The organism is Methylobacterium marchantiae, from assembly GCF_042679825.1.
GTDB classification, from domain to species: domain Bacteria; phylum Pseudomonadota; class Alphaproteobacteria; order Rhizobiales; family Beijerinckiaceae; genus Methylobacterium; species Methylobacterium marchantiae.
In genome coordinates, this window is sequence record NZ_JBHTND010000013.1 from 65537 (window position 1) to 79216 (window position 13680).

17 protein-coding genes are annotated in these 13680 nt (G+C 66.6%); 6 read left to right on the top strand and 11 right to left on the bottom strand.

Translation table 11 applies throughout. The features are described from left to right. Positions 1-73: 73 nt before the first annotated feature. Together pal and ACFQ4G_RS11250 are read right to left on the bottom strand one after the other, a co-directional pair. Complete coding sequence (gene pal / locus ACFQ4G_RS11245; RefSeq protein WP_018043035.1) at positions 74-574, bottom strand: peptidoglycan-associated lipoprotein Pal; 501 nt, start codon at positions 572-574, stop codon at positions 74-76. Positions 575-896: 322 nt separating this feature from the next. Next, positions 897-1259 carry an Hpt domain-containing protein gene (locus tag ACFQ4G_RS11250; RefSeq protein WP_238206325.1) on the bottom strand — a complete coding sequence of 121 codons (363 nt, stop codon included), beginning with the start codon at positions 1257-1259 and terminating at the stop codon, positions 897-899. Between the two features lie 179 nt (positions 1260-1438). Between ACFQ4G_RS11250 and ACFQ4G_RS11255 the strand changes: the two genes are divergently transcribed. Further along, the gene (locus ACFQ4G_RS11255) at positions 1439-1846 is read left to right on the top strand and encodes a response regulator (RefSeq protein WP_238206327.1); all 408 of its coding nucleotides are present in this window, start codon (positions 1439-1441) and stop codon (positions 1844-1846) included. A gap of 11 nt (positions 1847-1857) precedes the next feature. Here ACFQ4G_RS11255 and ACFQ4G_RS11260 read toward each other — a convergent pair whose 3' ends face one another. Both ACFQ4G_RS11260 and hemC read right to left on the bottom strand, forming a co-directional pair. Next, entirely contained in the window at positions 1858-2856 is a 999-nt protein-coding gene (locus tag ACFQ4G_RS11260) for a diguanylate cyclase domain-containing protein (protein WP_238206329.1), read from the bottom strand. Between the two features lie 179 nt (positions 2857-3035). Continuing rightward, positions 3036-3959: a hydroxymethylbilane synthase gene (gene hemC / locus ACFQ4G_RS11265; protein ID WP_238206331.1), complete on the bottom strand. Its 924-nt coding sequence runs from the start codon at positions 3957-3959 to the stop codon at positions 3036-3038. Between the two features lie 195 nt (positions 3960-4154). Here hemC and ACFQ4G_RS11270 point away from each other — a divergent pair, with 195 nt between their 5' ends. Both ACFQ4G_RS11270 and ACFQ4G_RS11275 read left to right on the top strand, forming a co-directional pair. Further along, positions 4155-4574, top strand: coding sequence for a hypothetical protein (locus ACFQ4G_RS11270; protein ID WP_238206333.1), 420 nt, complete (start codon positions 4155-4157; stop codon positions 4572-4574). Between the two features lie 145 nt (positions 4575-4719). After that, positions 4720-5130 carry a hypothetical protein gene (locus ACFQ4G_RS11275; protein ID WP_238206335.1) on the top strand — a complete coding sequence of 137 codons (411 nt, stop codon included), beginning with the start codon at positions 4720-4722 and terminating at the stop codon, positions 5128-5130. Positions 5131-5142: 12 nt separating this feature from the next. Here the strand turns inward: ACFQ4G_RS11275 and ACFQ4G_RS11280 are convergent, their stop codons facing one another. Together ACFQ4G_RS11280 and ACFQ4G_RS11285 are read right to left on the bottom strand one after the other, a co-directional pair. Next, a complete protein-coding gene (locus ACFQ4G_RS11280; protein ID WP_238206337.1) occupies positions 5143-5442 on the bottom strand; it encodes an antibiotic biosynthesis monooxygenase family protein in 300 nt (99 codons plus the stop codon). 37 nt (positions 5443-5479) lie between these two features. After that, positions 5480-6346 carry a Kdo hydroxylase family protein gene (locus tag ACFQ4G_RS11285; protein ID WP_238206339.1) on the bottom strand — a complete coding sequence of 289 codons (867 nt, stop codon included), beginning with the start codon at positions 6344-6346 and terminating at the stop codon, positions 5480-5482. 281 nt (positions 6347-6627) lie between these two features. Here ACFQ4G_RS11285 and ACFQ4G_RS11290 point away from each other — a divergent pair, with 281 nt between their 5' ends. Both ACFQ4G_RS11290 and ACFQ4G_RS11295 read left to right on the top strand, forming a co-directional pair. Further along, positions 6628-7071, top strand: coding sequence for an RNA polymerase subunit sigma-70 (locus ACFQ4G_RS11290; RefSeq protein WP_238206342.1), 444 nt, complete (start codon positions 6628-6630; stop codon positions 7069-7071). A gap of 164 nt (positions 7072-7235) precedes the next feature. Further along, on the top strand, positions 7236-7499 hold the full coding sequence (locus ACFQ4G_RS11295; RefSeq protein ID WP_238206418.1) for a hypothetical protein: 264 nt from the start codon (positions 7236-7238) through the stop codon (positions 7497-7499). A 57-nt stretch (positions 7500-7556) separates the two neighbouring features. Here the strand turns inward: ACFQ4G_RS11295 and ACFQ4G_RS11300 are convergent, their stop codons facing one another. Further along, a complete protein-coding gene (locus ACFQ4G_RS11300; protein WP_238206343.1) occupies positions 7557-8030 on the bottom strand; it encodes an Hsp20 family protein in 474 nt (157 codons plus the stop codon). A 178-nt stretch (positions 8031-8208) separates the two neighbouring features. On the opposite strand from ACFQ4G_RS11300, the gene ACFQ4G_RS11305 reads away from it, so the two are divergent. Continuing rightward, complete coding sequence (locus ACFQ4G_RS11305) at positions 8209-9207, top strand: alpha/beta fold hydrolase (protein WP_238206344.1); 999 nt, start codon at positions 8209-8211, stop codon at positions 9205-9207. A gap of 225 nt (positions 9208-9432) precedes the next feature. Here ACFQ4G_RS11305 and hisN read toward each other — a convergent pair whose 3' ends face one another. From hisN to ACFQ4G_RS11325, 4 genes are all read right to left on the bottom strand, one after another. After that, positions 9433-10221, bottom strand: a complete 789-nt coding sequence (gene hisN, locus ACFQ4G_RS11310; RefSeq protein ID WP_238206345.1) for a histidinol-phosphatase — start codon at positions 10219-10221, stop codon at positions 9433-9435. Between the two features lie 163 nt (positions 10222-10384). Beyond that, positions 10385-12313: an AI-2E family transporter gene (locus ACFQ4G_RS11315; protein ID WP_238206419.1), complete on the bottom strand. Its 1929-nt coding sequence runs from the start codon at positions 12311-12313 to the stop codon at positions 10385-10387. A gap of 227 nt (positions 12314-12540) precedes the next feature. Next, positions 12541-13311: a LamB/YcsF family protein gene (locus ACFQ4G_RS11320; protein WP_238206346.1), complete on the bottom strand. Its 771-nt coding sequence runs from the start codon at positions 13309-13311 to the stop codon at positions 12541-12543. Beyond that, positions 13308-13571 (bottom strand): helix-turn-helix domain-containing protein, encoded by a 264-nt coding sequence (locus ACFQ4G_RS11325; protein ID WP_238206347.1) that lies wholly within the window; start codon positions 13569-13571, stop codon positions 13308-13310. Before ACFQ4G_RS11325 ends, ACFQ4G_RS11320 begins: the two co-directional genes overlap by 4 nt. Positions 13572-13680: the final 109 nt, after the last annotated feature.

A 13680-nucleotide genomic window follows, 5' to 3' on the forward strand; every position in this document is an offset into this window, starting at 1 on the left:
GTGCCGCCGATAGCAGATGCTCCGGGACGCGGCAAAAATGGGGCCGCGGCCGGAAACGGCGAACGTCCGGTGCTCAGGAGCCGGCGCCCCGGTCGAGGACCGTCACCGCGCGGCGGTTCTGGGACCAGCAGGAGATGTCGTTGCAGACCGCCACCGGGCGCTCCTTGCCGTAGGACACCGTGCGCATCCGTCCGGCGGCGAGGCCGCGCGAGGACAGGTAGTCCTTGACGGATTGCGCGCGACGCTCGCCCAGCGAGAAATTGTACTCGCGGGTGCCGCGCTCGTCGGCATGGCCTTCGACCAGGAAGGTGTAGCGGGGATAGCGCTGCAGCCACTGGGCCTGCTTGTCGAGGGTCGCCGTGGCGGTCGGGGTCAGGTCGGTCGAATCCGATTCGAAGAAGACCCGGTCGCCGATATTGACGACGAAATCCTGCGCGCTGCCCGGCGTGTTGGCGCCGCCGGCAAATCCCGAAGCGTCGGCCAGATCCTTGTCGTTGGTGCAGGCGGCGACGCTGAGCGCGGCGCAGAGAGCCGCCGCGAGCGGAAACACGCGAAAGCGCGCGGTCATGGACATGATCTAGGTCTCCTCGGGCGGGACGACGGATGGAGTGGCGTTCCGCGGGGTCGTTCGGTGATGCGGTCGTTGTAGGTCGAGCGGGTTAAGCGAAGGTTCCGTCAACCTTGACGGGACGTTTCACGCCCGAATTCCAGTCGCGCGATGTGTCATCCGGCACCTCTACTCGGGAAACCGGCTTTCATGTTCGCACATCCCTCGTGTCGCACCTCAAATGCGGCGACCGCGCGACGAAGCGAGGCTTCCGACCGGGTCGCGGCGAGCCTGTGTCGTTGCGGCAACGCAGCACGGGCCAGGCCGACCGTCGCTGGCCTCAGGACCGTCACCGGTCGCGTGCCTCCAGGGTGCTGATCGCCGCCAGGGCACCAACGGCCGCCGCCCTGACGTCCCGCAGGAGAACGGAGACATCGGTGCCGGCGATGCACGCCCGCTCGATGTCCGAGCAGCGATGCGAGAGGTCCAGGAAGCCGAGGGATCCGCTGGACGACAGCAGGGCATGCGCATCCCGACCGAGCGCGCTGGGCTCGTCGTTTCCGATACGGAATCTCTCGCCGATCTCGACCCTGAGCAGCGACAGGAGCTGCATCAGATGGTCGTGGCCGAAGACGTCCTCGAGCTCGGCCAGCATGGCCGGATCGTAGACCTCGGATCGTGCGGAGGTGTCGCCCACCCCTTCGCTCGCCATCGTCCTCGCCGTCATTGGCCCTGCCGTCATTGGCCCTGCCGTCATTGGCCTTGCCCATCTCAGGAATGTGGCCGAACGAACGAGGGTTCTGAACGCCCGGCAACCGAATCAACGTTGTCGTTGAGAGAAGCTTAACCATTACAGCATTCATTTATCGATGCAAAAAGTCGATGGTCCGCATGAGTGACGCGCCGAAAGTTCTGATCGTGGAGGACAACTACCTCCTGCTGGATATGCTGACGACGCAGTGCGAGCGAGCCGGCCTTGCAGTGGTCGCTGCTTCCAGCGGCGAGGCTGCTCTGACGCTGCTCAGGACTCACGGCCGCGACCTGGACTGGTTGCTGACAGACATCCATCTTCCCGGAATGATCGACGGCTGGATGGTGGCCGATGTCTTTCGCGAGCTTCGCCCGGACAGGCCGGTCATCTACGCATCCACCAATGCGCATTTCGAGCGCAGGCCGTTGCGGGGCAGTCTGGCGGTCCGTAAGCCGTTTCAGGTTCGCGAGATCGTCGCCCTCGCCCGGATGATGGCGACCGAGCGCGGCCTGGCCCCCTTATCGTCCCCGCATTACGCGTCGGCCTGAGGCGATCGCCCTCACTCCGCGGGCGCTGCCAGACGAAATGTGCCGCGGCCCGCTGCCTTAGCGGCATAGAGCGCCGTGTCGGCCCGCGCAAAGATGTTCTCCGGGGTGGAGAGCGACATGGTCGCGATGCCGACCGAGGCGCCTATGGCGAAGGTCCGCTCCTCCGAGACGATCGGTCGTCCCATGGCGCCGATGATCCGTTCCGCCAGGGCGCAGAGGCCTTCCGTGCCGATGGCAGCGTCCACCACGATCCCGAATTCGTCGCCCCCGACGCGGGCGACGAACTCCGTGTGACGGCATGTCTCCCTCAGGCGGCGCCCGACCTCGACGAGGCAGATGTCGCCGGCCGTATGGCCATAGGTGTCGTTGACCTGCTTGAAACCGTCGAGGTCGATGAGGACGAGGGCGCCCTCCCGTCCCATGTCGGCGAGCCGGGCCTGGAAGACGCTGCGATTGGGCAGGCCCGTCAGGGTGTCGAACTCGGCGAGGTAGCGGGTGCGATCGGAGAGGAGCTTTTCCTCGGTGATGTCCTGCTTCATGCCGAAGATGCGGACGGGCGCGTCGTCCTCGCATTCGACGGTCGCGGTCAGCCTGATCCAGCGCCGGTTGCCCATCGCCGTCACGATCTCGGCGTCGAGGCTGAAACCGCTGCGCTCTGCGATCGCGCGGGTCCGGACTTCCTCGAGCTGTGCCCTCGATCCCGGGCTGTAGCATTCGAGGGTGGTCTTGCGATCCACCGGCGAGCCGACCGGCAGATCGAAGATCCGGTAGACGGTGTCGGTCCAGGTCAGGGCTTCGTCTGCGAGGCGGCATTCCCAGACCCCGATCCGGGCCGCGGCCGACGCGCGCTCGAAGATCTTGCGGCTATGGGCGAGGGACAGTTCCTGCTGGCTGATGATCAGGGCCTGCGCCTCGATCCGCGTCTGAAGCGCCGCGATCAGGGTCGCATCGCCGCCGTTCTCGATCGTAATCACCTCTCCGTCCGACGTATCCACATCGAGGTGGATCAAGACGTTCGGGGTTATCGATCTGTCGGAGGCGACATCGTGCATCGGTGTCTCCCGGCCAGGGAATGTATGACAACATACGGTGACAGTACCGAGTGAGCGATTAACCTTTCCTCTCTCGTCGGCAAGCTACGAAAATGCCGCGCCTCAGCGAACAGGGAGCTTCCGTTGCGGTGGGCGGTCTATTGCAGATGCCTCGCATAGGTGTCGCCCGCCGCGCGTTTCAGTTCCGCTCCGGCGTCCCGTCCGATCCGGGCGGCGTCCGATGCCGGGCCGGAGCGATGGACGGCCCAATGGACTGAGCCGTCGGGAAGGAACAGCAGGCCGTCGAGGGTCAGCATCTCACCCTCGATCCGTGCCAGGGCCGCGATCGGCGTGCGGCACGATCCGTCGAGTTCGGCCAGCAGGCCGCGCTCGGCTGCGAGTTCGGCCGTGGAGGTGGCGGATTCGAGAGGCCTCAGCAGGGCCCGGATGTCGGCATCCGCCTCCCGGCATTCGATGCCGAGGGCGCCTTGTGCCACTGCGGGGAGCATCTCGTCGACGGCGAGAACGCTTCGCGCCATATCGGCCATGCCGAGACGTTCGAGGCCGCAGAGTGCCAGGAGCGTCGCCTCGCAGGTGCCCTCTTCGAGCTTGCGCATCCGGGTATTGGCGTTGCCGCGCATGGGGACGATGCGCAGGTCCGGCCGCCGCATCAGGACCTGGGCGGCCCGGCGCAGGGACGAGGTGCCAACGCGCGCACCCGCCGCGAGACCGGCAAAGCCGTCCGATTGCGTGGAGAGGAAGGCGTCGCGCGGATCGTCCCGCTCCAGGATGCACGCGATGACCAGCCCGTCCGGCAGCCAGGTCTCAACGTCCTTCATCGAATGCACGGCCACGTCGACCACATCGGCGAAGAGCGCCTGTTCGAGCTCTTTCGTGAAGAGGCCCTTGCCGCCGATCTCCGAGAGCGGCCGGTCGAGGATGCGGTCGGCCACCGTGTTGACCACCACGAGTTCCGCCTCCAGCCCTGGATTGGCCGCGACGATCTTGTCGCGGACCATCCCCGTCTGCGCGAGGGCCATCGGGCTGCCTCGGGTGCCGATGCGGAGGGGGCGCTGGATCATGGGCGACTGACGCTTGTGCAGGACGCTTCGGACAAGACCGCCTTTTCGAGGCTGTCATCCTTCAGTACGCAGTCGACGGACGGCTGTCACCGTGCCGATCGTCATCCTCCGGAGCTTCTGCATCGGCTGGATCGCCCGTGCACGGCTTCTTTGGCGTGCCCGTGATTATCCGAATCTTACGAAGTTCGGGGAACGATGCCTCTCTCTGCGATCGAGACGACGGTGATGGCCAGGAGCAAGCTCGAACGGTTTCGTGACGCGCATTTCCCCGACGGCGACGAGGATCTCGACCGCCCGCCCGAGCAAGGACCTCCGCCGCGGCGCAGGGAGGAGGTACGATCCGACCAAGCAAGATCCGGCGGGGCAAGATCCGGCAACGCGCGACGCCGGTCGGGCCAAGGCGGATTCGCCCGTACCTATCTCGGCTTCAGGCTCCTTCTGATGCTCGGGCCGCTGGCCTTCCTGCTCCTGTCGATCTTCGTGGAATGCGGATACCGCCCGTCCTCGATGATGCCGGAATTCCTCAGGACCACCGCCTGCGCGCGACGGGACATCACCCGGCACACCCTCTCCATCGAAACGACGCTCAGGACGATATCCGACCGCCTTCGCTGAGCCGCGTCACCCGACTCGATCGACCGTCCCCGATTCGAGGTGCCGTATTTAACCGTATTCCGGCAACGGCGGAGCGCTGCGTAGTTCCGGCAGACACAACGCAGGGTTTCGATGATACGAATCGCTCGAGCTTTTCGAGGGTGTGATGTCGCCTGTCCTGGCCAACCGAACCCCATTCCGTGCCGGTGCCGGCTTCTTCCACGCGCGCGCCGAGCGCGATGCCGCCACTCCGGCGCGCACTACCCATCAGGATGTCGCCAGGGACATTCTGTATGCACGCGGATCTCTGCATGAAGATTCCGACGATGCGGATCGGCCGCGGCGTCTCTTCGGCCGCGGATGGCTCTTCTGGTTCCTGCTGGATGCCAGCCTGATCGTCCTGCCCGTCCCGCTCGTCGTGATGGTGCCGCCGGTGATGAATTGCCGCTACATCGAGACCAATGTCGGCTTCTACGCGGGCGATTCCTTCAGGTCCTGCGTCGGCGACGGCATCTCGGAGCGCTGGGCGCTTCTCGACAGCCGCATGAAGATGCTGGTCCGCCAATCCGGGCGGTGATCGTCTCCGGCGTCAGAAAGCCTGGAGTGTGAGCTCCGTATGCTCGACGCTGGGCGGTCCCTCGAAACACGGCGAGACCATCGCGCGGTAATCCTTCCAGGCCTGCGAGCCGGTGAACAGTTCGGTATGGTCGGCGAGGGTCTCCCACTCGATCAGGAGCCGGTAGCGCTGCGGCTTCTCGACGGAGCGGCGCACCGCGAAGCTCCTGCAGCCCTTGGCGGCTTTGAAGATCTCCGAGGCCTTGGCGATGTTGGCCTCGAACTCCGCCTCCATACCGGCCTTGATGTCGATCTGCGCGATTTCGAGGATCATGGTGCGGTCCTAAATCCGTATCGATGCGAGTGGGACGTCACTGCAGCTTGCGCCCGAGCTTCCTGGCCAGGATGCGCTGAGGGCTGCGCTCCGGATCGGCCTGGCTGGTGACGGGCAGGTATGCGGTCTGTTCCAGCATGTAGCGGCCGCCCATGGCGCCATGCATGACGAGGTCTGAGAACGTCACCCAGGTCTGGCCCGGGGCGAACTGCACATCGGCCTGGGGTGCCTTCGCCTGATACTCCATGTCCTGTTTGAGGGCATCGTGGAGGTGCAGCATCAGGTGATCGTATTCGGAGCGACGCGCCTTGGTGATGCGGAGGGCCGCCAGTACCCGGGCCGAGAAGGGCGAGTAGCCGGGCAGGCGCGGCAGGAACTTCTCCGCCATCGAGCCGAAATCCTCGCCCACCCGCCACAGGCGCGGCTGCCCGTCCGGGTTGACGTTGCGGAAGATGCGCAGGATGCGCTTCTCGCCGATCGGGTTGGACGGGAAGGCGTCCACGTGGAGCCGGGTATCGTCGCGGCGCCAGCTCAGCTTGCGCTGGTCCACCTCGAACGGGCGATACGACGTGCCGGCCAGCGAGACCTTGCCGGTATAGGCCGGCAGGTGCCGGTCGATCAGGCCCTGCGCGAAGGCCTTGTAGCGGATGAGGAGTTGGCGAAGCGCCTCCTGCTCCTCGGGCGTTCCGGCCGCGCCCCTGAGGGCGGCTTCCTTGCCGCGGATGTTGACGTTCTTGGCCTTTCCGTCGGCGAAGGGACGCTGGACGAAGCGCTGCTCGAAATCGCTGAAGGGAAAGTCTTCGTCGTGGAAGACCAGGACCGAACCGCTCTCCAGCGCATCGACCAGGGAGTGAGCGCCGGGAGCTGATCCGTCGCGGGCGACGGAAAGGATCGGGCTGATCATCGGGGAAGCGTCCTCAAAGCCGCGTATGGCGCGGTTTAACCGAAGGCCGGGCTTTCCGCCAAGGGCAGCATAAAGCGCAGCATCTTCAGCCATACGACGCCCCGCTCCCGATGCATTAGCGGTGGATGACGTCGACGGCCGGTTGTCATCGCGCCAGGGCGGGCTCAACCATGGCTGACCGACCGATGGCATCCGTCGCAACCTTGGCGCACGCCCGACCGTTCTTCCTGGTCGCGGCCAGGTTCGAAGGTTCGGCCGCGACGGCAACGAGGAAGCCGACGATGGCGACGTTGAAGGAATTCGAGGAGTCGTTGCGCGAGCACGGCATGAACATGGCGCTCGCCCTATTGGAGCGGATGCGCGAGCGCGACAGGGCGACGCGCACGATCAAGCCGGCCCGGCGCCTCACCGGGCAGAAGATGACACCGGACCTCGCCAGGGCGATCCTCGACCTCCACGCCTCCACGGGAATGACCCAGCAGGAGATCGCCTTCAAGGTCGGGGTGAACCAAGGCCGGGTCAACGAAGTGATCAAGCGCGGCAAGTGGCTGAACGACGATCCGAACGCGCCCGAGGCTGTGGCCCGTGACAAGGCGAAGGCCAGGATGCGGGGCGAGCCGAAGCGGGACCGCCCGGCACCGAAGCCGCCCGCCCGCAAGGAGAGGCCTGCGGCCTCGCCGCGCAGGCAGAGCCCGCAGGGACAGCTGATGTTCGGCGATCTCTGAGAAGAGACCGAAACTTGGAAGAGACCGAAACCTGACGGGCCGGTCCGGAGTTGCTCTCGGCCGACCGTGCGATTCTGCGCGGTCGGGACGAGGTTCATTCAAGCGTGGTCAAGGTCTCCCGTCTCATCGGCACGCTCGCCATCCTGGGCGTCGCCTCGCAGGTCATGATCCGGCCCACCCTCGCGCAGCGGGCCTCCACCACCGACATGACCTGCGCTCAGGCGCAGGCGACGGTCACCCGGAGCCGAGGTATCGTGCTGGGCACGGGCGGGGCCACCTACGACCGCTTCGTGCGCGACCGGGGTTTCTGCGAGGTCACCGAGATCACCGTCCCGGCCTATGCCCCCACCCGCGACGATCCGAATTGCCTCGTGGGCTATCGCTGCCGGGAGCCGAGCCGCGGCGATCGTTTCTTCGGCGGGTACTGACCATGAGAAAACGCCCCGGCATCGCGGCCGGGGCGCCCCTCTTCGTAACAGTGGCGATCACGCCGCCTGCTGGACCGCACCTTCGATCACGGGCGCCTTCACGGGGCCCGATGTGGCGATCTGGATCTGGCGCGGCTTCTTGGCTTCGGGAATCTCACGGACGAGATCGATGTGAAGCAGGCCGTTCTCCAGTGCCGCGCCCGTCACCTGGACATAGTCGGCGAGCTGGAACCGGCGCTCGAAACCGCGGGCCGCGATGCCCTGGTGCAGAACCTCTACCTTCCGGCTGACATCCGGCTTGCGCTCGCCCTTGAGCGTCAGCGCGTTTTCCTTCACCTCGATGGAGAGGTCGGAATCGGTGAAGCCCGCCACCGCGACGGTGATGCGATAGGCGTTCTCGCCGGTGCGCTCGATGTTGTAGGGCGGGTAGGTCGGGACCGCGTCGGCGCTCACGAACTGGTCGAGGGCGGAGAAGAGGCGGTCGAAACCGACGGTGGAGCGATAGAGGGGAGCAAGATCGAACTGGCGCATGACACATTCTCCTTAAGAAGCAACATGTAACGTTCATGTCCGCCCGAGGGCCGGACCATTGCGCCGCCGTATCGGCCAGCGCTCCTCCAATATCGGAGGCGTGCCGGAAGGCTTCAAGAGTTTGGATACCCCCACGGATGCAAATTTTTACGCCGACCCTCTCGTCCGGATCGCCCCGATGTTGACCCTTGCTTCGACCCCTGAAAATCCGGTTCCGCCGGGAGGCACGTTGGTCACGGTCCATGCCGATGACGGGATCGGTTTGAGGGTGGCCCATTGGCGCCCGACGACGCGGCTGGTGAAGGGCACGGTCTGCCTGCTTCAGGGTCGGGCCGAGTTTATCGAGAAGTACTACGAGACCATCACCGACCTGCGCCGGCGCGGCTTCGCCGTGGTGGCGTTCGATTGGCGTGGCCAGGGGGAATCGCAACGCCAGGTCGCCGATCCGCATTGCGGGCATGTCGCCCGGTTCGACGATTACCACCGCGACCTGAAGGCGATCGAGGATGCGATCCTGCGGCCGCTGATGCCGCATCCGCATATGTGCCTCGCCCATTCCATGGGCGGCGCGGTCGCCCTCACCGGGGCGGCGGAGGGGTGGCTGCCCTTCACCCGCATCGTCACCGTGGCGCCGATGCTGTCGATCCGGATGATCCGTTTTCCGGGCGCGAGCTTCCTTCTCGCCCGTATCCTGCACCGGCTCGGCTTCGGGCGCCGCTACATTCCCCGTGGCAAGCCCGTCTCCATCGCGACGAACCCCTTCCAGGGAAACCGTCTTTCCGGCGATCCAGCCCGGTACGAGCGCAACGCACAGGCGGCGCGGGCCGTGGGTGCCGGTGCCGTGGGCGATCCCAGCGTCGGCTGGATCGTTGGCGCGTTCCGAGCCATGGCGAAGCTGAGCGATCCACGCGCGGCCGCCGCCATTCGGATTCCCGCGCTCGTCATCGCCGCCGGCGCCGATCCGGTCTGCGATACCAGGATCACGGAGCGGTTCGTGGCCCGCATGCCCTCCGGTTTCCTGATGGTGCTGCCCGATGCCCGGCACGAAATCCTGTCCGAGCGCGACGCGATCCGCGACGATTTCTGGGCTGCCTTCGATGCCTTCGTGCCGGGAACATCGGCGGCGCCGGACAGAGCGGAATCGGACAGGAAGGGCGTCGCCGCGGCGAGTGCCTGAAAGGCCCCTCGTACGACCGTGAGGAGTAAGTGCGACCTTTCCCTGACGGGGTGGAGCGGCAGTGAAATCCGATCTGGGGACCAGAGCAGAAAGCCGCGCAGCGGCCAGAATCCTCGTGCCGGTCATATCGAGCCGCTATCGCGGCGCCACTCTCGCTGGTTCCCGTATCACCTTCCGCCGACGCTGCAGACATCCGGGAAAGGTGCTTCTGTAATGAGATGGGGCTCACGGATTGAGGTGGCGCAAAGCCGCCGCATGCAGCCTGACATCTCCGGCGGCGACGATCCGGCCGCCCTTCGCGGCGGGACCGCCGTCCCAGGCGGTGACGATGCCGCCGGCGCCTTCGATGATCGGGATCAGCGCGACGATGTCGTGCGGCTTCAGGCCCGCCTCGACCACGAGGTCGATCTGCCCCGCCGCAAGCATGCAATAGGCGTAGCAATCGGTGCCGTAGCGAGACATGCGCACGGCGCTCTCGATGCTTTTGAACCGGTCCTGCTCGTCGCCCTGTGCGAACAGGCGCGGATCGGTGGTGGCGAGCAGCGCATCGGCGAGGCGCTCGCAGCGGCGGGTCATCAGCTTGCGCGGCCCGCGAATGCCATGGAAGGTCGCGCTCGCCCCATCCCCGACGAAGCGCTCGCCGAGATAGGGCTGGTTCATCAGGCCGCGCACGGGGACGCCGTCATGGAGCAGCCCGATCAGCGTTCCCCAGGTGGGAAGGCCGGTGATGAAGGCGCGCGTGCCGTCGATCGGGTCGAGCACCCAGACGCATTCCGCATCCGCATGATCCGAGCCGAACTCCTCACCGACGATGCCGTGCGTCGGAAACGTGCCCTTGATCCGGCCGCGCAGGATCGTTTCGGCGGCGCGGTCGGCCTCCGTCACGGGGTCGAAGGCACCTGTTCCCCTGCCCTTGTCGTCCATGCCGAACGAGGCGCGGAAGAACGGCAGGATCGCCTGCCCGGACTCGGTGGCGAGGTCTTCCATGAACCGTGCGAGATCGACGACGCTCATCGAGAGGCCTCCTGTTAAACCGTGCCCCGCAACCGAAGCGGAGACCCGCGAGCCTCGTCAAGCCCGGTTCCACAAGCAAGCACCGTTGCGGGCTATGGCGAACGGGACCTCTACGTCCGGCATCGGAGACCCGTGATCGACCTCGGGCGAAGCCGCCACGCCCTCAGGTGGCAACCGCTTCCGCAACCGGCATCGGTGCCGGTATCGTCACCGGCCGTTCCGGCGCAGCGGCGGCCGGTGCTGCGGTGCCGACCCTCGAAAGCACGGCCTGCAGGGCGGCATCGAGCGACGACACGTGGATGTCGGCGCCGATCGCCGCCCGCTGACCTTCGTCGTTGAGGATTTCGTGGTCCGCCTGCCAGAGGCCGACGACGATGGGCAGATCGGGCATGCGCCGCTTCAGCCGCCCGACGAGACGGCGCAGATGCGTCGGCTCGCCATTGATGGCGAGCGACACAACGCAGATCATCCGGGCGGGGCCGGGATCGAACTCGTCGACCTGGACCCGTGCCACGTCGGCGAAGGGGACGATCCGCGTGCCGATGCCGCGCTTTCCGAGCAGCTGCGCCAGGATCGCGCAGGCAGATTCGTCGACGAAACTCCGCCCGGTCACGCACAGGACCGCACCGTCCTGTTTCCAGTGTGCGGGAACGTCGTTCGGGGCAGCGAACTCGTCGTCGGGCACTTCGGCGTCGCGCCGGTCCATCTCGGCGATGAGCACGGCGACCGTATCGCGGATGTCGGTCTTCTGGTCGGGTGTGAGCACCCCACGGGCCGCGTCGCGGGCGGCGAGTTCGAGACCCTTGAGCACCACGTCGTCGTAATAGGACGAGAGCGAGCAATCCTTCAGGATGAGTTCGGCATGCTCCTGCGCCTCCTCCGGATCGTCGGCGAGGATGCGCTGGTAGAAATTCTCCACCGGGGTCAGTGCCGGCCGGTCGCCGAACAGGACGTCGAGGAATTCGAGCTTGTCCACGTGCCGGCCGAGGACCACGAGGCAGACCGTGAGCGGCGTCGAGAGCAGCAGGCCGACGGGTCCCCACAGCCAGGTCCAGAACAGCGCCGAGACCAGAACCGCGAACGGAGACATGCCGGTGGACTGGCCATAGAGCATCGGCTCGATGACGTGGCCGGTCAGGGGTTCGAGGATCAGGAATACCGCCAGCGTCGCGATGACCATCGACCAGCCGGGATCGACCGCCGCCGCCAGGGCGAGGGGGAAGACCGCCGACACGGCCGCGCCGATATAGGGCACGAACCGCATCAGCGCCGAGAAGATGCCCCACAGCGCGGGGTTCGGCACGCCGATGACCGAGAGGCAGATTCCGATGACGATGCCGAAGACGGCATTGAGCGCGAGCTGCACCAGGAAATAGCGGCTCAGCCTGCGGGCCGCGTCGTCCATCGCCACCGTGGTCCGGTGCAGGTCGCTCGATCCGACGAGGCGGATCATGCGGTCGCGCAGGTCCTCCCGCTGCATCAGCAGGAACAGCAGGACGATGAAGACGATACCGGTCGTGGCGAGCGGGTGCAGGATCGGCGACAGGATGGTGTTGGCCAGAGCGATCGGGTCCGGCGATCGCTCCTTCATCTCGACGAGAATGGCCTTCTCGGGGGGCGGAGCATTGGATTTCGCGCCCGATGCCTCGGGCTTGGCGGCTTCGGGTTTCGGGCTCTCCTCCCCGCCCTGATGCATGGTCCTACCGATATTGGCGACATAATCGGCCATCCGGCCAGCCGGACTGTCCCGCAACCCCTCGACCTTGCGCTCGATGGTGGTGCGATAGCGCGGCACGTCCTTGGCCAGATCCGCGAGCTGAACGCCAATGAGGGTGGCGAGGGCCGCCGCCACGCCGAGCGCCACCACCACGGAGGTCGCAACCGAGAGGAAGCGACCGAAACGCAGTCGCCGCAGCAGGTGGACGATAGGGCCGAGGACGAAGGAGAGCAGGACCGCGATGGCGATCGGGATGAGGACGTCGCGGCCGATATAGAGGCCCGAGACGATGAGCGCGGTGACGATGAGCGGGGAGGCCAGCGAGGACGGTATGGTCTCGGCCGCAGCGACACGTGTCGCCCTCGGCGGCAACATCGTATTCTGCACCGGAGTCGCCCGCGACACACCGGTCCTGTCGCCGGGATCGCGGGAGGCAGGCGGCTTCTGCGGTGCCACGTCAGCCGGTTTCGGTGTCGCCATCTCGGTTCCGTCTCAACGCCACGCACGCGATCCCGCGGCGGTATGGCCGGCGTGATCGTCGTGAGGAACGGGTTGTTGACACGAAACGATCCCTGTCTCCGCTGACCTTTGTATTCATTTCCTCATCGGGCGGTGTCGAAGGGTGCAATCTCGAAACCGGCTTCCACCAAGATCTGCCGCACCGCACGGGCCGTTTCCACCGCATGCGGCGTGTCGCCGTGGACGCAGACCGTGTCGATCGTCACCGGGATCCGGCGGCCGGACGACGTGATCACTGCCCCCTCCTCCACCATGTGCCGGACCCGCTGCGCCGCCTCGTCCGCGTCGTGGATGACGGCGTCGGGAAGCGACCGGGCGCAGAGCTGGCCGTCATCGGCATAGGCCCTGTCGGCGTAGATCTCCCGCACCACGTAGAGACCCGCCTCCAGGGCGGCACGCTCCACGGCGAGCCCCGGCATCACCACCAGCGGAAGGTCCCGGTCGACGGCGCGGACGGCGCGCGCGATGGCGCCTGCCACGTCGGCCTCGGCATTCGACAGGTTGGCGAGGGCGCCATGCGCCTTCACATGGGTGACGCGATGATGGCCGAGCGCGGCGCAGGCCTGGAGCGCGCCGATCTGGTAGGCCACCCCCGCCTCGATCTCGGCCGCGCTTTCGGCGAGGACCCGGCGGCCGAAGCCGCGCAGATCCTGGAAGCCCGGATGAGCGCCGATGGAAACGCCGCGCGCCTTGGCCGCCGCGGCGGTCGCGACCATGATCGACGGGTCGCCGCCATGAAAGCCGCAGGCGACGTTGGCCGAGGTGACGAGGCCGAGGAGGGCTTCGTCGTCACCGAGCGTGTAGGGGCCGTAGCCCTCCCCGAGATCGGCGTTGAGATCGATGCGACGGCTCATAGCGATGCGGCGGCTCTTGCTGCTTGTCCCGGCTGCGCCCGCAGCATCACCCCGAACCCTTCCGTCTCGTCGCCGATGAAGCGGACGCCCTCCCCTTCGAGAGCGCTCCGGATGGCGTCGAGCGTCCGGTTGCGCGGGGCCACCTGATCGCTCTCGATCATGTTGAGGGTGACGATGGAGAGGGAGGCCCGCGCCGCGAGCGTCCCTTGCGTCCATTTCAACAGCCCGCGGCCGGCGCGGATCTGAGCGGATGTGATCATCTCCGAGACATGGACCGAACTGTAAGATTTTTCAAGTTTCAGCTTGACTTGAGTGGGGCGCGACTCTAATCACCCCGGCATCGGCCTGCCGGGCCGGTGATCGAGGGTT